21 protein-coding genes are annotated in these 17,343 nt (G+C 61.1%); 18 read left to right on the plus strand and 3 right to left on the minus strand.

Features of this window, described 5'->3' with window-relative positions:
* From FHY19_RS21260 to FHY19_RS21325, 14 genes are all read left to right on the plus strand, one after another.
* The coding region (locus FHY19_RS21260) for a hypothetical protein (protein ID WP_259168417.1) at positions 1-206 on the plus strand (206 nt) is incomplete at its 5' end.
* Between the two features lie 56 nt (positions 207-262).
* Entirely contained in the window at positions 263-802 is a 540-nt protein-coding gene (locus FHY19_RS21265) for a transglycosylase domain-containing protein (RefSeq protein WP_259168419.1), read from the plus strand.
* A gap of 820 nt (positions 803-1,622) precedes the next feature.
* A complete protein-coding gene (locus tag FHY19_RS21270) occupies positions 1,623-1,919 on the plus strand; it encodes a hypothetical protein (protein WP_259168421.1) in 297 nt (98 codons plus the stop codon).
* A gap of 407 nt (positions 1,920-2,326) precedes the next feature.
* Positions 2,327-2,683 (plus strand): hypothetical protein, encoded by a 357-nt coding sequence (locus tag FHY19_RS21275; RefSeq protein ID WP_259168423.1) that lies wholly within the window; start codon positions 2,327-2,329, stop codon positions 2,681-2,683.
* Positions 2,684-3,285: 602 nt separating this feature from the next.
* Positions 3,286-3,615 (plus strand): hypothetical protein, encoded by a 330-nt coding sequence (locus FHY19_RS21280; protein ID WP_259168426.1) that lies wholly within the window; start codon positions 3,286-3,288, stop codon positions 3,613-3,615.
* A gap of 69 nt (positions 3,616-3,684) precedes the next feature.
* Positions 3,685-4,125, plus strand: coding sequence for a hypothetical protein (locus FHY19_RS21285; RefSeq protein WP_259168429.1), 441 nt, complete (start codon positions 3,685-3,687; stop codon positions 4,123-4,125).
* A 253-nt stretch (positions 4,126-4,378) separates the two neighbouring features.
* A complete protein-coding gene (locus tag FHY19_RS21290; RefSeq protein ID WP_259168431.1) occupies positions 4,379-4,666 on the plus strand; it encodes a hypothetical protein in 288 nt (95 codons plus the stop codon).
* A gap of 460 nt (positions 4,667-5,126) precedes the next feature.
* The gene (locus FHY19_RS21295) at positions 5,127-5,450 is read left to right on the plus strand and encodes a hypothetical protein (RefSeq protein ID WP_259168433.1); all 324 of its coding nucleotides are present in this window, start codon (positions 5,127-5,129) and stop codon (positions 5,448-5,450) included.
* 130 nt (positions 5,451-5,580) lie between these two features.
* Positions 5,581-5,796 carry a DUF4287 domain-containing protein gene (locus tag FHY19_RS21300; protein WP_259168434.1) on the plus strand — a complete coding sequence of 72 codons (216 nt, stop codon included), beginning with the start codon at positions 5,581-5,583 and terminating at the stop codon, positions 5,794-5,796.
* Between the two features lie 90 nt (positions 5,797-5,886).
* Positions 5,887-6,252, plus strand: a complete 366-nt coding sequence (locus FHY19_RS21305) for a hypothetical protein (RefSeq protein WP_259168435.1) — start codon at positions 5,887-5,889, stop codon at positions 6,250-6,252.
* A gap of 7 nt (positions 6,253-6,259) precedes the next feature.
* Positions 6,260-6,799 (plus strand): RDD family protein, encoded by a 540-nt coding sequence (locus FHY19_RS21310; protein WP_259168438.1) that lies wholly within the window; start codon positions 6,260-6,262, stop codon positions 6,797-6,799.
* 124 nt (positions 6,800-6,923) lie between these two features.
* Complete coding sequence (locus FHY19_RS21315) at positions 6,924-7,733, plus strand: hypothetical protein (protein ID WP_259168440.1); 810 nt, start codon at positions 6,924-6,926, stop codon at positions 7,731-7,733.
* 298 nt (positions 7,734-8,031) lie between these two features.
* The gene (locus FHY19_RS21320; RefSeq protein WP_259168442.1) at positions 8,032-8,214 is read left to right on the plus strand and encodes a hypothetical protein; all 183 of its coding nucleotides are present in this window, start codon (positions 8,032-8,034) and stop codon (positions 8,212-8,214) included.
* A gap of 169 nt (positions 8,215-8,383) precedes the next feature.
* Positions 8,384-8,761, plus strand: coding sequence for a DUF5329 domain-containing protein (locus FHY19_RS21325; RefSeq protein WP_259159336.1), 378 nt, complete (start codon positions 8,384-8,386; stop codon positions 8,759-8,761).
* Between the two features lie 210 nt (positions 8,762-8,971).
* On the opposite strand, the gene FHY19_RS21330 is transcribed toward FHY19_RS21325, so the two are convergent.
* From FHY19_RS21330 to FHY19_RS21340, 3 genes are all read right to left on the minus strand, one after another.
* On the minus strand, positions 8,972-11,071 hold the full coding sequence (locus FHY19_RS21330) for a methyl-accepting chemotaxis protein (protein ID WP_259168444.1): 2,100 nt from the start codon (positions 11,069-11,071) through the stop codon (positions 8,972-8,974).
* On the minus strand, positions 11,068-11,565 hold the full coding sequence (locus FHY19_RS21335; protein ID WP_259159339.1) for a hypothetical protein: 498 nt from the start codon (positions 11,563-11,565) through the stop codon (positions 11,068-11,070). The genes FHY19_RS21330 and FHY19_RS21335 overlap by 4 nt, the downstream gene beginning before the upstream one ends.
* A gap of 449 nt (positions 11,566-12,014) precedes the next feature.
* A complete protein-coding gene (locus FHY19_RS21340) occupies positions 12,015-12,452 on the minus strand; it encodes a helix-turn-helix domain-containing protein (RefSeq protein ID WP_259159341.1) in 438 nt (145 codons plus the stop codon).
* A 135-nt stretch (positions 12,453-12,587) separates the two neighbouring features.
* On the opposite strand from FHY19_RS21340, the gene FHY19_RS21345 reads away from it, so the two are divergent.
* From FHY19_RS21345 to FHY19_RS21360, 4 genes are all read left to right on the plus strand, one after another.
* On the plus strand, positions 12,588-13,475 hold the full coding sequence (locus tag FHY19_RS21345; protein WP_259168445.1) for an SDR family oxidoreductase: 888 nt from the start codon (positions 12,588-12,590) through the stop codon (positions 13,473-13,475).
* A 517-nt stretch (positions 13,476-13,992) separates the two neighbouring features.
* Positions 13,993-15,444, plus strand: coding sequence for an OprO/OprP family phosphate-selective porin (locus FHY19_RS21350; RefSeq protein WP_259168448.1), 1,452 nt, complete (start codon positions 13,993-13,995; stop codon positions 15,442-15,444).
* A 605-nt stretch (positions 15,445-16,049) separates the two neighbouring features.
* Entirely contained in the window at positions 16,050-16,445 is a 396-nt protein-coding gene (locus FHY19_RS21355) for a DUF1801 domain-containing protein (RefSeq protein ID WP_259168450.1), read from the plus strand.
* A 198-nt stretch (positions 16,446-16,643) separates the two neighbouring features.
* Positions 16,644-17,276 carry a dihydrofolate reductase family protein gene (locus FHY19_RS21360; protein WP_259159350.1) on the plus strand — a complete coding sequence of 211 codons (633 nt, stop codon included), beginning with the start codon at positions 16,644-16,646 and terminating at the stop codon, positions 17,274-17,276.
* The last annotated feature ends 67 nt before the right edge of the window (positions 17,277-17,343 follow it).

Below are 17,343 nucleotides of genomic sequence, written 5' to 3' on the forward strand. Positions count from 1 at the left end.
CTAAGGAGCAGATTCGCAAAAAGCGTGTAGCGGAGACCGCTTGTCTAGCGGGCAAGCGCAAATTAGCATGGTTTTCTCTAGCGGGCTCGGGCATCGGTGCTGGCGCTGCAGACCTCATCGGCGTGCAGTTTCCAATCGGAGTGGTTTGGGGCGGGCTTGTGAGCTCAGTACTTGGCTGGCTGGCTACGCGCCAGTCCGCGGCCTAACAAGTCATTCAAGCCGAACCCGCTTCGCGGGTCGGCTTAACTCAGGTGTTGGGTGCATGAGCAAGATCATCGGCAACGTCGCCAAAGCAACGGCGCTTTTGGTTGGAGTTCCAGTCGTTGCACTGTTTGCCTACGACACGATGGCTGTCCGGCCGCATCTGGCTCGGATTCAAACTGTGCTCGCCCAAGCCAACCCCGAAGACCGCTCCCCACCCCAGATCATCCGCGAGCTGATTGATGCAAATGCCGGGTCGCCTACGCCGCACGCGACCCGGCTGGTCACTTCCCGTGTCTACTCGGGCCTGACCCAAGGTCAGTGGCAGGTGCGCAACGTCCTTTGGCAAGTGCTGCTGCCTATGCACCTCGACAAGTCGCAGATGTACGGTCTTTACTCTGTGCTTTCTTACAACGGCACGGACCGCGGGCTGAGTAACTTTGCCCGCCGTGAGTTCGGCAAGCCGCTTAGCCAGCTCTCACCGATGCAGGCGGCGACAACGATTGCTATCACCCGCGCTCCTTCAATCTATCTCGGGGATCGTGTCAAGCTGGCTGAGCGCGCCCGAGTGCTGCTGAATGCATCTCGACATGCACCCTAACAGTTCATTCAAGCCGAAGTTGCTTCGCAACTGGGCTTAATTCAGGCGTTAGGCAGTGGTGGAGCAATTGCTTTGGTGGTTGGCTCTTCCGTGAGCTCGCAGGCGTGCATGCACTCGGCTCCGGGCGGCAGTCACCACCATCGCGGGTTGCGGTAAGTTGGGTGCTTCGCCCTTGTCCGTCTCTGCCGCGCAATGCTCATTGCATTTGACTTCGGTGGCATCACGCGCCGGGGCATCGCTGGCAGGCTCCATCCCGCAAACTGTGGCACACTCGGCTCAAGCGGCAGTACTGGGTAGCAGGGTTGCACCATCCAACCGTTGCAGCCATTCACTGCCTAACAATTCACTCAAGCCGAATTTGCTTCGCAGCTCGGCTTAATTCAAGCGTTAGGCTTCTCATGGACCTTCATCGCAACCTCGAGCCTTGCCCCAAGTGTGGTCGCTTAGAGGATGTTCGACCCAAGACCCTTCTCATTGGGAAAGAGAGCCCGAGCAAGAAGTTTCGCGGCGAGGAACCAGCAGGCTATAGGCGCCCTGATCAACTGGCGGTAGACGAAGTTGTACCGGAAGAGCTACGTGCCGAGCCGCTGTCCCAGTTCATCGATGGGTTGTTCTGCGACGCATGTGGCGCCGGCTTCGTCGCTGATCAGCTCTTGGTGTCCAAGTCTGGCCACAGTGCATAAGCAATTCTGCCCTCGCCCTCATCTGGTATGTCGGCCCGAAACCTAGCTATACGCTCAATCGGACCTGTGCGCAGTAAGCTACTCGCTCGATCCAACAACCCGGCCGCGCAGGCCGCTTAGTTCAGGCGTTAGGTATCATGGAACACTACTTCGCACCGGTCACATCAAAGAACTTCCCTCATCTCAGCGGGCTAGTACTTTTTCAACTAATCGATAACAAGCAACAGACGTACATCCTTGAGATTCGGTACAAAGACTCCGAAATGCTTAAAAGCGATGGCGATCATCTATATCACGAACCAATAGGTCAAGCCATGAGCCAAGCACAAAAAACCTATGGTATTGATGCCTCAGAGTGGCGTTTACTATCGCCTACTGAAGCTGCTTCTGTAGAGAGATCTTTTTCTGTGGACAAGTCAGTGATAGACGCCTAAGAGCTCATTCATGGCGGATGCCACCGGCGCCGCTTAACTCCAGCATTAGGCGGTGGTGTAGCAAGTGCGTTGGTGGCTGCCGCGTTGGTAAGTTCGCAGGTGGGCATGCCGTCGGCTCTGGGCGGCAGTCATCACCGTTGCGGGTTGCGGTAAGTTACCCGTACTTCGCACTCTTACGCTGTTGCCGCGCTGCGCTCGTTGCACTGGGCTTCGGTGGCACTCCATACCACAGCGTCGCTGGACAAGATCCAACCGCACACTGTGGCACACTCGTTCCAGGCGGCGGTGCTGGGGAGCATGGTTGCACCATCCAACCTTTGTGGCCACTCACTGCCTAACAACTCATTCAAACCGACTTTGCGTCGCAACTCGGTTTAATTCAAACGTTAGGCGCTACAGGAGAAATCATGGATATCCCCAAGGTGATCCTACTCTTGTCTGAGCATAGCGAACGGGTCGGAGTGTTACTTCTCGCGCCGGATGACTTAGGAGCGGGTGGTAGTTGTGTCTTTATGCTTTCGCCCTCCAACAGCGCATGTATCGAAAGCCACATGGGCATCGTAGTCTCTGAGCTGAAAGTAGCTGGGGAGCATCGTTTTCAAGTTATGGCATCACCAAGCGGCATAGACCTAATTGTGTTGCAAGCCGATCTTCCTCACATCGAGCTAAAGCTCGACAGTCACTTCTCAGGTAGCGTTCTCATAGATTTGGGCGGCGTCACCAAGTGCATCGGCTCGGCGGAGCCGTTGCCTGGTAGCGCCTAACAATTCATTCAGGCCGAAGTTGCTTCGCAATTCGGCTTAATTCAGACGTTAGGCGCGAAATGGGCTACCCCTTTATCGAAATTGCTCTGCGCACGATTTTCAACGCTAAGGATGGCCTCTGCTTAGCTGTCTCATGCGGCCTGTACGCACGGAGCATCCGCTCTTCGCCTGCTTTTCGCGACCTCAAGGAAGAGCTCGCCCGTGCGCTCGCGGACCAGGATCTGTCGTGGAAGGAGTTGCTATCCAACGATATGTACGAGGTTATTGAACTGGACACCGAGGAGGACGGAGGACGCCAAGACGTTTGCCCATCGCATCTTGGTCGTGTCGCTAGGGTGCGATGCTTAGTAGAGGCGAAACGTAGGATTGGTTCGCCGAGTTGCGCCAAACAATGCATTCAAGCCGGCACCGCTTAGTCGCACTCGGCAACCCCGTCGTTCAGCTTGACTCCAACGGGTACGGGCCGGGGGACGATTGGCAAGGCGCGTTCCTGATAGTGTTCCCAGAGTTGTAGCACTGGCTTGCCGGGCTGTAACAATTCATTCGATTCGAAGCCGCTTCGTGCCGCGACTTTATTCGGGCGCTAGCACTCAGGAGACAGGATGTCGCGTTTTGAGAAAAACAGCTTGATGGTTTTCGTAATACTCCTATTGGTGATCATTAGCGGATACATTTCGGCCAAGGCCGCTCAGCCGCATATCGAGCAGCAAATGCGTGCCTATGTTTTCACGCATAGGATTTCCGGCTTCGATCTCCATGGGCCTATTCCAATCGGCGAGGTATCAGTGTACTCGGAGGTCCGTTTTCCGTTTCTGGTGGTGACATCTTATGCTGTTCCACGGGACCTGCACGTCAGCTACTTTCGGACGCGCTACTTGGCTCTTCCATGGGGCTTCTACAAACTATCAGAAGACAAGATCCATCTTGTTTAGTTGAACTAGCGACAATTCATTCAAGTCAAACGCGCCTCCCAGGTTCGCTCAGTTCAGGTGCTAGCTATCATGAAAGGCATCATCGCCATTGTTCTGGCGTTATCACCCGCCGTCGCTCAAGCTGCTTCATCTAGCAGCTCCTGCCGTGCATGGACTCAGGAGATCATCGCTGAAAAGGCGGACGCTTGCGCAGACTTGTGTCCGCAAGCCAAGACGTTTGACCACTATGACTACCGCCAAGGGATCACGGCTGCTTTCCAGACAAAACGGGGACTGGCCAGCTTTCTTGGTTACCTGGATCGCTCAACCATCATGGGCGCAGGAGCTGAGGCTCACGCCTGCTCCTTGCGATCCCTGTTGGAGCACTGGGGAGACAAGGCATTTTCCCAGACACTTAGGGGTCAGACAGCGCGGTCGCGACAGCAAGCCATTGGCCTGATTGAGTACACCGAGCTACCGAAATTCAGGCAGCGCTTTCCTGAAACGTATCAGCTCGCTGGCCACGAATAGGCAGCTGAGATTTGTTGGTTGCCACTTCGCATGCAGGGCCTTGCCCACAACCGGTACTGTTCGTTGCTTCGGTGGCGATACAGTCAGCGTCCATCGGCATGCTAGATGACTTCGCTTGTGGCATGCTTGCTTTAACGATGGTCGCGCAGTCGATCAAAGGCCATGCATCAACGGCTTGCTGCACGGTCGCACAATTATTTGCTCAGGCAACGCCGCTTCGCGGCGTAGCTTGACTCAGGTATTAGCCAAACGTATGCCTCTTGAATTTGCGGCGGAGATGTTTGTTCGATTTTTGTTCGAGCTCATTTTTTACACTTTCGGCTACGCTACCGGGTGGCTCCTTATTCCTGCACTTTCCTTCGGTTACTACGAGGTTGAGCCGCTCTCACCTCCCAAGCGCGGTAAGAAGCGGCTACGAGCTCAGGGTGCCGGGCATCCGCGCCAACTGACTGCGGACACCGCCGCTGTGATCGGCATACTGTTCTGGGCAGTTGCTGTCGTTCTGGGGTTCGCGCTCTGGTGGTTGGCGGAGCCCGGTTAGCTGTTCAGTCGAACGCGCTTCGCGGCTTGACTTAATTCCATTGTAGACATCAGGAAAAATTCGAGAGAGACAAATGATTCTTTGGGGATGGGGCGAGCGAGTGCTGACCTTCGACCTGGTAGAGCATGAGCACTGCCAAAGGTGCGAGCAGAGTCAGAATTTTGGGTTACGTCTCAAGTACACATACGGACACTTCTACCATCTCTTCGGATGGGTTATCTCGAAGCAGTACCAGCTCATTTGTCCGGTTTGCTCCCACGGCTGGATAGTTAACACTTCGGCCGCAGAAGCGCAGATTGGCTGCAATCCGGTGCCATTTCATCAAAGATCCGGATGGATTGTCATGCTTGTGCTGGCGGCAATCATTGGGACTGCAGCTGCGAGATACCAGCATGTGGTCTAACACTTCATTCAAGCCAAGCAGCTCCACTGCTTGGCTTAATTCATGCTTCAGGCGGCCATGACCGATCAACCTGGACGAGAACACGAAGCGTTGCGTCAGGCTGTTAGTGAGGTGCTGCACTACATCCGGGATCCCGTTGGGGTGGCAGGTACTCCTCAAGCTCGCGATGAGTACGACGGCTACTTCGATTACGTCTGCCCCCTGCTGTGGCAGGGCGTCGATACCTGCTTAGTCGCCAAACACCTTGTGCAGATGGCTGACCGACAACCGGGACTCACTGATACAAGGAGCCGTGCTGACCTCGCGGCCGAAAACTGCTGGAGTGGCGATGTGGGTAAAGGCCTGACAACCCATTCAAGTGGAATCGAACTACGGCTTTGATGGCTGGCTGCTGACTCAGTCGATGGCGCTCGCCGGCGAGGCTCAGCAATTCGTCCAAGCCAGGGTCGCTTCGCGGGCCGGCTCAGTTGGTAGGTTAGGTAACCTATGTTCATCAGTGGAGACTTGCAACATGACAAGTGATGAGAAGACCAAGGGTCCGGCGTCCTACTTCCCTTCAATCGAGAAGACCTACGGCAAGCCGGTGGCGCACTGGTTCAAGGTGCTGGACGCTGTGCACCACATGAAGCACATGGAACAGGTGGCGCATCTCAAGCAGGAGCACCAGATCGGTCATGGTCATGCCAACGCTCTGGTGGCATATCACCGGGCGCAGACGGCAACCTGAGCATTCATTCAAGCCAGACCCTTTCCGCTAGCCGCTCACCCCAAGCTTGAGACGCAACGACATTGTTTGCACAATCGGAACTTCGCACACGTGTTTGAGATCACTGCATTGATTTCATCGATTCTGTCGACGCTTATCGGGATTACCTGGATCGCAAAACCGGATGTCTTGTTGAAGAAGTGGGCAGTGCGCCAAGCAAGTTCTGGCTACATCGTTGAGCATCGACTCGGCGCGTTATTGATCACGGTTGGCGTCATCCTCTTTCTAAGCAGTGGGTCAGGCCCATCCGCTGCAAGAACCGCGATCTCCTGCGGAGTCATCTTTGGCGGTGCAACCTTATTTGTGCAGAACCTTCAGTCCTTACGATCGGGATCCATCGGAAAAGGGATCCTTCCAGGGATGCTGTTGCAGGCAATGGCCATCGCAGCTTTCTCCTTCTCGGAATTTGTATTCTGATCGCGCGATGATGTACGTTGGCGCGCACCTGCCTGGGCCAAGCGTTGGCGAAGCCGATCCCATGCTTGGTGCAGACATCAACGTTGAAACAAGGAAGAGTATGGAGCGTTCGGGTATGGACTACGTTGGATTCTGGCCTCGTCTGGGCGCATCGCTCATCGATACCGTCATCGTGTGCTTGATCACCTTTCCGCTGCTCACACTCGTCTATGGACGGTCGTACTGGATGAGCGACAAGTTCATCCACGGGCCGGCAGATCTGGCGATCAGCTGGATTCTCCCGGCGGTCCTGTGCATCTGGTTATGGGTCGCAACAGGCCAGACCCCAGGGAAGATGGCGATTGGAGCGGTCATCGTTGATGCCGGTACCGGGCAAAGAATCACTGTGGGTAAGGCGGTGCTGCGCTACCTGGCGTACTTCCTCAGCATGATCGGCCTTTTCATCGGATATCTTTGGGTTGGCTTGGACCCGAAGAAGCAGGGCTGGCACGACCATATCGCCGGTACCGTTTTGATCAAAAAAGCAACGGCATCACCACACGGGTAGGTCTTGCACATTGGCCTCTCACACCGCCGCCGCTCTCCGGCACAACGTCGGCTGAAGGGTTTGACACTGCAGGCGTTCCTGCTCTGCCACGCTCGCGCCCAGCGCTCCAATCTGTCGTGCCAGCATGGCCGTCAAGGAAAGCATGTTCTCCATCTTCAAGAAGAAAGCCGCTCCGTTACTGATCGTTCGAGCAAATGGACAGGAGTTGTGTCGCGTTACCCAGGGCGATGTCCCGTGCGAGATCAAGCCTTCTGCTTGGTTGAAGGCCGATAGCGTCCTGGAGTTTGCCGACTCGGCGGGAGAGGTGCATCGGCATGAACTTGGTGCTGCGACCGGGTGGTTCCACTTCTCGGTTCGCGTACACCCCAACCTCGGGTGCCAGGCGGACTGCGTCGTTTCGCAGAGCGAGCAGCTCGATCCAGACGCGTTTGCCAACGGCCGGGCATCCGGGATCAGGTTTCAGCCGTTCTTTCTCCCGGGCGCCAGCGTCAGCAGTTCCGCACTTGCAGGCAAGGGGCTTTTTGCAAGAGGTCTGCACTTCAGCGGATTGGTCACCGGTGGCAACGTGGTGCTTTCCTGCGAGTGCGACTACTGCAAGCGTTCGTTCCTGATTCGCTCCTATCACGCGGGTTTCAGCAACGCGGGATACTTCTACTCGGCGTCCGGCAGTTACACCATCACGGTCGATAGCCATCTGCCCGGCAGTCCTGTAGCGCTGTCCGAGCCTGATACCGAAGCGCTTGCTGCGCTGGAAGATGCACTGCCGTTGGCACCGGATGGGTCCCGCTACGCCTACATCAATCCCTTTCGCTGCCCGCATTGTTCCAGGGCTTACATCGATTTTGAAGCGAACCCCGGGCTGCGGCCGAGCGAGTACTACGGGAACTACTTCGACGGTGCGATGCTGTTGCGGTACGCTCCGGCGGATGTCTAAGCCCCCTTCCTGATGACTCCATTGTTACGTTGCCGCTGGTCTGGCCTTGGTCGCTGAGGAACGCTTTCCTAACGGTGCTGAGCCCGCTTGAGCAGGCGTCCAGCGATGCCTCGCCCGCTGAAACATCGGCCTTTTTGCTGTGGTGGTGTCACGCTACCGCTGACACGACACGCAGGCCTGGTGTTGCAACGCAAGCCCAAGACATTACAATCAAAACCGTGGTGCGCGTCAGCGACCGCCTGCGCAGTGACGCGCTATCGCCAGATGGATCGGTTCAACCATCAACGAAGGAATGCTCATGTTGAAGCCAGCAAATACCAAGCTCTATTCCAGGTTGGTCGGTACCAGCATTGCCCTCGGTGCTGGCGTGGGATCGGCTCTTGGCGCAGCGATGGGCAACCTGCCTCAAGGCATCGCCATCGGTCTCTCATTTGGCGTCGTGCTCGGCATTGTCTTGGCGCGACGGCGTGGTGCCATCTGACGCCTGCATGGCGTGATACGTGCCGTGCCGTGCGGCCGACTGTGGTTTGTCGCCGCGGCCGACGTTGACACCGCCTGATGCCGCGGTGAAGTACCTCACGGAGTACGCGTGCGCAGCGATCGATCCGGAGACTTCGGGAAAGCGGATGTCATGCGCTACCATCCGGTCGATGAACGCTAACGCTTTTCTTGCCCTACCCATGCTCGCTGTCCTCATGCTCGGTGCGTCTGCCTCTGCATCTGCCCAAGGGGTTTCGCCGGCCACAACGCGTGAGGTCGGCCAGCTTTTCAAGGTCCTTGCGCAATCCAACTGCGAATTCTCCCGCAATGGGTCCTGGTACGCGGCGCCCAAAGCCAGCGAACACTTGCAACGCAAGTACGACTACCTGCAGAAGAAGGGGCTGGTGACCTCCACCGAGTCGTTCATCGAGCTTGCCGCCACCAAGAGCAGCATGTCGGGCAAGCCGTATCAGGTTCGTTGCGGCACCGCTGCGCCGGTATCGAGCCAGTCCTGGTTTACTGGCAAGCTCCGGGAGCTGCGCAAGTAATCGGCAAACGTCGGCACCATGTCTGCGCGGTCGCATCCGCCTTGCGTCACAGCCTGATGCAGCACCGACCATTGCCACTGGACCGTTTCTGTCACCCAGCCAACCCAAGGCAGTGGCTGCACAATCGGCTGTGAATACCCCACGTCAGCTCCCACGATCCGGCAAGATCGCCCGTGGCGCGGTCACGCGCCGAAGAGGTGCCAACCTTGATCAGGCCACACGCAGCCGCTGCACTGCGTCAGCGCCGGCATCGCGTTCATCGGCCACAAACGTACTCACCGCATCTTCCAGCTGCGCGGCGTGGTCGCTCATCGCGCGTGCGGCAGCGCTGGCGCCCTGCATCCGAGTGAGGCCGTCGCGCATGTCGGTGTCCACCTCGGTGAGGGTGTGATGCACATGCGCGATGCTGCTGGCCTCCTGTTGCGAGGCGACGGCGATCTTGCTGAGCGTGCTGCTGACCTGTCCGATGGTGGCCACGATGTGCTGCATGCCGTCGCCAGCATGGCGCACTTGCTGCACGCCTGCCTGCATGTGCGTGACCGACTCGCCGATCAGCGTCTTGATCTGGCTGGCGGCGGTGGACGAGCGTAGCGCCAGCGCGCGCACTTCGCTGGCCACCACGGCAAAACCACGGCCTTCGTCGCCGGCGCGTGCGGCTTCCACGGCGGCGTTCAAGGCCAGGATATTGGTCTGGAACGCAAGACCGTCGATCACCGAGATGATGTCCTGGATGCGGCGCGATGCGTGCTCCATCTGCTGCATGGTGCCCATCGCCTGCTGCATGGTGTCGCCGCCGCTGCGCGCAGCCTCCGATGCAGCGGCGGTGAGCTTGTCCGCATCCGCTGCCTGCGCGGTATGTTGCTGCATGGTGGCGAGCACCGTCTGCATCTGGGCCGCGGTGCGGCCCAGGGTTGCCGACTGGCGCTGTACCTGCTGCTCCAGTGCATCGTTGCGGGTGAGGATGTGGCCTGCGGCCTGGTTGATGGCGGTACTAGAGCTGCGGATCTGCGCAATGATGCGCGCCAGCTCATCGGCGGTGGCGTTGGCATCGCGCTTCATCTGCTCGAACACGCCTTCGCACTGACGATCGATGCGTTGCGACAGATCGCCGCGCGACATCGCAGCCAGCATCTGGCGCATGTCTTGCAGGCTATCGTCGGTGATGGCAAGAAAGCGGTTGACGCCTTCGGCCAGCTGGCCGAGCGTGCCGCCATTGGCATGCCCGTGCAGGCGCGCCCCCAATTCGCCGCGCGTTGCCTGTGCGATGACCGTCGCCAGCTGCTCTTCCAGCACCAGATCCTGAGTACGGTCCTGCCACTCCACCACCACGCCCAGCGAGCTGCCGTCGTGATCGTGCACAGGCGTGATGTTTTCCTGCAGCTGCAGTGCGGCCAGTGCGCGCGTCCTGCTGGTGCCGGTGGCATGCCCCAACTGCACCGCATCGGCCAGCGCGGTCTCCAGCACATCGGTGTCGACGTGCGTGCTCAGGTGCTGGAACGATTGGTTGCGATAGATGGCGGTGCCCTGCCCGTCGACGATGGCCACGGCCATCGCCGAGGCATCAAGTGCCAGACGGATGCGGCGGTTTTCCAGCAAGAGACGTTGTTGCTGGGCGATGCGCTCTTCCACCTGCACGCTCATGCGCACCAGCGCTTGCGCCAGCGATCCGCTGCGGAAGGTCTGCTGCATGATGGCCGGCGGCAAGGTCGCACCGGTCGCCAACGTGTCGGCCAGTTCCGCCAATGCGTCGGCCTCGTGATCCAACGCATCGACCTGGCGCCGCAGTTGAATGGACATCACGCAGACGAAGGCGGTTTCCACGATCACGTAGCCGGCATGCAACAGCACGATGCCGAAGCCGCTGCCGGCAGTGAAGGCCTGCACCGGCATCCCGCGCGCTTGCAGCCAATAGAACGCAAGATGGTGTACGGCGATGGCGCCGGCAGCCACCACCACCGGTAACCAGTCGCGGTAATACAGCAACAACGCCAGGATCACGAACACGCCGAAGTGCATTTCCACCAGGCCATGCGCCTGCTGGATGGTGGCAGCAACCAGGGCCATCAGCACCAGCGCGTTGGTGATGCGCGTCAGGCGCGTGCCGGGGTTTGCATGCACTTGCCAGGCCATCAGCATCAGGCTGGGCAGCGTGACCGCCAGAAAGGTGGTCCATTGGCCCTGGCTCCAGGCCAATGCCAGCGAGCCTGCGCTCTGCAGCACCGCCAGCCACAGGAACAACCGGTCGGCCTTGATGGCCAGACGCGTGGCGTAGTTGGAGGTCGGCGGCGCCGATGCGGACAGTTCCATCATGACAACGACTCCACGGCACACGGACAAGGGGACGCCACCGCAGCACTTGCCGCGCGGCTCAATACATCGGGCAACCAGCGCGACCATGCCGCCGCGCCGGCAGTCCCGCAGACCGCACCACCGTCCGCGGGGCCGGCATAGCGCGGTTGACCATCGGCACCGAGCAGCCACACCGCGTAGCCGCTGCCATGCAGTGCCGGGCGGTCGAGCAGCCGCACCTGGCCGCCGCGGGCGCGCACCGCGTCGCTGAGCACCACCCAGGCGCGATCCGATGCGAGATCGGTACAGGCGCAGGCGCCCACCACGCCGATCAACATCGGCGACGGCTGCGAGACTGGCAGGCTGGCCTGGACCTGCGCCCAGGCACCGCCCAGATCACCGGCCTGCGCGCGCGGGGTTGTCCAGGCCACGGCAATCCAACCGCACCACAGCGCGAGCAGGGCAGCGCCCAGGGTGCGTCGCGACGCGGAGGACAGGCTGCCGAAGATGGGCATGGAAGATGGGCTCGGCGAGATAAGGTGAGCCCTTATCGGACGCGGCAGTTTGCGCTTGAGCCAGCTTGCGATTGAAGTTTGCGATGGTTGCGATAGCCGGATGCGTGGCCATTGCGCTGCAAGGGTTTGCCGTCCGGCGCACCAATCTAGAGGCGATCGGGCGTTTAGCTGACGCGGGATTTTGTGAGCACGCGTTCACACAATCGCAGGTGCCTGCATCCATTTGAAACGCTGCTGTATGCGGGAAGCGCCGTCGCTCTGCGCGCCGGTCATCCCTGATGCGCCGTTGCTCCCGCAGATGCCACCAGGCGGCTGCCCTCGCCCTGCCATACGCCACCGGAGCTGAGCGCTGGCAGCGCGGGGCGCATCCGTCCACCAGACAGTCTGCGGCAGCCGGCAGCCACGCCGCAAACGTCGTACGGCCGTCAGCGCAGCGGCAACTGTCGCCCTTACGCCTGTGCCATGGCCTCTTCGGCATCCAGCGCGACATGCGGCTGCTGGGCACGATCGAAGCGTTCGCGGGCGGCACGGATGCCGGCATGGTTTTCGCCGGCCCAGTTGAGCAGTTGCGAGACCGGGCCGAGCAGGGCGACGCCGAGCTTGGACAATGCGTATTCCACGCTGGGCGGCTTGGTGGCGTAGACCTTGCGGGTGATCATGCCGTTGCGCTCGAGGTTGCGCAGGGTCTGGGTCAGCATCCGCTTGGAGATGTCCGGCACGGCGCGCTGGATGGCACTGAAGCGGGATGGGCCGGGGATCAGCGTCAACAGGATCAGCAAGGTCCACTTGTCGCCGATCTGATCGAGCACATCGCGCACCGGGCACTTGGTGGCATCGAAGGGGCCTTCCAGGGAGGGCGGCGGTGGGAACAAGGCAATCGCATTCACTGGGGTATCTCACAGTAACCAGGGGGAGTAAAACTGCCTCCTTGCGAAGGACCGGGCGGTCCTGACAATAGGCTCGCTGACCACAAGGTCTAGATACTAGACCAAACCTCTTCTCTAAACCTATTGGAGCACGACATGGCACATGCCTCCCCCCTGATTCTTGTCACCGGCGCTAGCGGGCAGCTGGGCGCGCTGGTCGTCGACGCACTGCTGAACCATGTGCCTGCCAGCCGCATCGTAGCAACGGCCCGTGATACTGCGTCACTTGCCGAGTTCGCAAAACGCGACATCACGGTGCGTCAGGCCGACTACGCCGACCCGCACAGCCTGGACCTGGCGTTTGCGGGCGTCGGCCGGGTGTTGCTGGTGTCGTCCAACGCGGTGGGCGCGCGCGTGGAGCAGCATCGCAATGTGATCGACGCGGCCAAGCGTGCCGGCGTGGAGCTGCTGGCCTACACCAGCATCCTGCATGCCGATACGAGCACGCTGTCGCTGGCCGCAGAGCATGTGGTCACCGAGGCTTTGCTGCGCGAGAGCGGCGTACCGCATGTGCTGCTGCGCAATGGCTGGTATACCGAGAACTACACCGGCTCGATCGCGGCCGAAGTGGCGCACGGCGGGGCGATGGGCAGCTCCGGCGAGGGCAAGATCAGCGCTGCCACACGTGCCGACTACGCGGCGGCCGCAGCCGCGGTGCTGGCCTCGGATGCACCGCAGGCCGGGCAGGTCTATGAGCTGGCCGGCGATACCGCCTTCACGATGGCCGAGTACGCAGCAGAGCTCTCCCGGCAGGCCGGCAAGCCGGTTGCTTACCATGACCTGCCCGAAGCCGACTATGCCGCAGCGCTGGTGCAGGTGGGCGTGCCTGCCGGGTTTGCGCAGGTGCTGGCGCAGTGCTCGGCGTCCTCGCGCGGCGGCAGCCTGTTCGACGACAGCCACACGCTGAGCCGCTTGATCGGCCGCCCTACCACGCCATTGCGTGACGCCGTGGCGGCAGCACTGGCAGCACAGCCGGCTGGGTGAGCCAGGGCCGGCCGCTAGACGCAGCGATGCGTTGAACGGCCGGCGGCGAAGACATGCAACGCCATGCCCGCGGGTGTGGCGTTTTTTTTTGGCCAGTGCCCGCGCGATGCGGATGACGCACTCGGTGGGACTGGGTGTGCGCCGCGGGCGTGCCGGCCGGATATGGCGTCGCTTTGCGGTTGTCGCCCGCTGTCGGCTGGGCGGTCGTGCCACGCCGGCATCAAGGCCGACAGCTAGCCTGGGGTCCCGCCGTAGCAGGTCGGCGCCTCCTCTCGACATGGCGGGCGTCGCCAGACTGACATCTGTCGGACACGCGGTTGACACAGTCGCCGGTCGGTTGCCGGTTCGGATGTCACCAAACTGACATCAAACCTAAATATAACTGCACCCCATCGCTGCTACGGCAGCAGTGCGGAGCGCCATGACGGTGCCCGGCGCCTGGCCGCACGCGCCCCCTGCGAGGGCGCCCTGAAGAGCCACGCCACCGCCGCCCAGTTTCCCTTGCCGAGCCGTGTCCATGAAAAAACGCAATCTCGCCACCGTCCTGTGCGCCCTCAGCGCGACCGCCAGCGGCAGCACGCTGGCTGCCGAGCTGGAGTTGTATGTCGACCGCAAGACCAAGCAGATCTTCGCCGAGCCGGCGCCCGGGCGCGACAAGCTGGGCACCTTTGTGCAGGTGGACGAAAACGGCAAGCTGCCGGCCTCGGCGATGCCTGCCGCGCCGGCACAGGCCCTGCCACCGGCACCTGGCGCAACCGTGCCTGCCGATACCGGCATCGCGCAGGCCGCCCCTGCACCGGCGCCTGCCGCGGCACCGGCCAAGGCCGCCGATGCCGGCAAGAAGTGGTACGACAAGCTGAGCCTGCGTGGCTACACCCAGATCCGCTACAACCAGGGGATTGGCGGCGATGCCCAGGACTTGCGTGCGCCGGGCGACCGCTTTATCGGCAACGACCAGAGCCTGGGCATCCGCCGCGCGCGCCTGGTGCTGAGCGGCGATCTCAACGAGCACGTGTCGCTGTACTTCCAGCCGGACTTTGCGAGCACGCCTACCGGTTCCACCACCTCCAACTTCGCGCAGCTGCGCGATGCGTACGCCGATATCTTCTTCGACAAGAAGCGAGAGTACCGCGTGCGCGTGGGGCAGTCGAAGATGCCTTACGGCTGGGAAAACCTGCAGTCCAGCCAGAACCGTCTCACCCTGGATCGTGCCGACGCGCTCAACTCCGGCCTGCGCGACGAACGCGATATCGGTGCGGTGTTCTATTACAGCCCCACCGTGGCCAAGGCCCGCTTCCAGGACCTGGTCAAATCCGGGTTGAAGGGCTCGGGCGATTACGGTGTGTTGGGCGCGGGCGTGTACAACGGTCAGGGCGCCAACCGCGCCGAGCGTAACGACGGCATGCATGCGGTGGTGCATGCCACCTATCCGTTCAAGTTCGCCAATGGCCAGTACCTGGAAGTGGGCGCCGATGCGTACAGCGGGCGCTTCGTGCCGACCGCTGCGGCGGTGAACATTGGTGGCCGCAGTTTCACCCCGGCCATCACCGACCCCAATGGCTATACCGACCAGCGCGTGGCCGCGCACGTCATTTACTACCCGCAGCCGTTCGGCCTGCAGGCCGAGTGGACGGTGGGCCGCGGCCCGGAGCTGGATGTGGCGCAGCGCCGTATCCGTACCCGCTCGCTGAGCGGCGGTTATGTGCAGGCGATGTTCAAGCACGACTTCAATTACGGCACCCTGCTGCCGTACCTGAAATGGCAGACCTACCGCGGCGGCTCCAAGTTCGATACCAATGCGCCGCGCATGCGCCTGGACGAAGTGGAAGCCGGTGTCGAATGGCAGCCGATGGATGCGCTGGAGTTGGTGTTTGCGTATTCGAAGATGAAGCGCACCGATGTCACCACTGCGCCGTATCCGGTGGTGGAAGGCGATCTGCTGCGGTTGCAGTTGCAGGTCAACTACTGAGGCAGCTCACGCGGCCTGCGCCGCGCGCTCCAGGTCAGCGTTGGGCATGCTGCAACGCTGCCGTGCGGTACTGCCAACGCCCCGCTCTCTGCGGGGCGTTTGCGTTGCGGCGCTGCGCATTGTGGTGTCGATGCGGTGGAGTCACGTGCTGCATGCAGATTGCGTAGATCGCCGCCGCTTGCCGCTGCAAGCAAGACAACGCTGCACGAGCGCACACGGTGACCGGCGTCTGCCCCGATGCCGCAGCCGGCGATGCCTGGCAGCGTGTGTCGGCGTGCCGCCTCGGCACCACTCCGGCGCTTTCCCACCCGGCTCTGCCGCACCGCTCGTCAAAGCCGCCGCGACCGTCTCTCATCCCTCACGACGTTCCAGCCTCGCCCTCGCCCTGCGCTTCTGTGTCCATTGTCTGGGCGCCGCCGCGCGTCCACGATCCCTGGTCAGAACCGCGTCACCGGTGCGTGTGGCATGCTCGCATGCATCGCTGCTCGTGGCGGTCGGCAACGATCCTGTGCCAACGGCCTATCGCACAGCCATTTGATTCTTCAGTCAGGCCGATACGCTTCGCGGTGCGGCCTTGCTCGGGCCTCGGACTCCACGGCAGCATCATGGCGACCAACACGACACTCGCAACGCTCGACGACATCTTGTCCATTGCAAAACCGCAGCCGCGCCTGGTTTGCGCGGCGTTGCGCAGCAAGATCGTTTCGCTGCACAGCGACGTTGTCGAGCTTGCATGGCCAAAACTCAAAATCATCAGCTTCGGCATTGGCCCCAGGAAGATGACCGAGCACTACGCCTACATCTCGGTCCACGACGCCCATGTCAACCTGGGTTTTTACCATGGCACCTCGCTTGCGGATCCGCACGGCATCATGCAAGGGACCGGCAAGACACTACGCCATGTCAAGGTTCGAGATGTCTCGACGATCAACAGTGCGCCTGTCATCGAGCTACTGCAGTTGGCGATCGCCGATCGCAAGCGGCATGCAAATCGCGCCTGACCAGCCGCATGGGCGGACGCGTGCGAATCGGTGCGGCACGGCCGCGCGCCAACACGCGCCAACGATCGCCTGGCCAGGGTGCGAGGTTCGCAGTTCATCCCGACCAACCGCGGGGCTGAGCACGCATTGCCGGCATCGCCTCGCGCGCAGGCTGACGTCCCACGGTCGGCAATACACAGGCATATGAGAGGTGAAATCATGAGCAAGGTATTCGTCAGTATCGGCCTTAGCCTTGATGGCTACATGGCGCCGGAGGGAATGACCATGGACGACCCCCAGCACAAGAACTGGGGAGCCAAATGGGGCGCGATGATGGGTTGGCTGATCACATCGCAGTACTTTCGCGAGAACGTCCTCAAGCTTGCATCGGGCGGTACGACCGGCCCGGTCAATGACATGGTCCGCAGCACCTTCGCACGCATCGGCGCCAACATCATGGGCAAGCGAATGTTCGACCAGGGCGAGGTTGCCTGGCCAGAGGAGGCCCCGTTTCACACACCGGTCTACGTACTGACCCACGAGAAGCGCGCGCCCTGGGTGCGCCCCGGCGGAACGATCTTCCACTTCATCAACGACGGGCCGGAACGTGCGCTGGAACTGGCTCGCGAATCGGCAGGCAGCCGTGATGTTCGGATTGCCGGTGGCGCGGCTGTGATCCAGCAGTATCTGGCCCTGGGCGTTGTCGACGAGCTGGAGATTGCGTTGGCACCGGTCCTGTTCGGCAGCGGACGACGCCTGTTCGAAAACCTTGGCGAGCCCGGGACACAATTTCGTATCGACAAGGTCTTTGACGGGCCTGCGGCTACACACCTACGCTATGTGCGGCAGTGAGCTGAGGCATTCTCATCCATCAGGCGGGACGCCAACACGCGTCTGTTGCCACCAATTCGATCCGGAG

The organism is Xanthomonas sp. 4461 (genome assembly GCF_024806475.1).
In the GTDB taxonomy this organism is placed as follows: Bacteria; Pseudomonadota; Gammaproteobacteria; order Xanthomonadales; family Xanthomonadaceae; genus Xanthomonas; species Xanthomonas arboricola_F.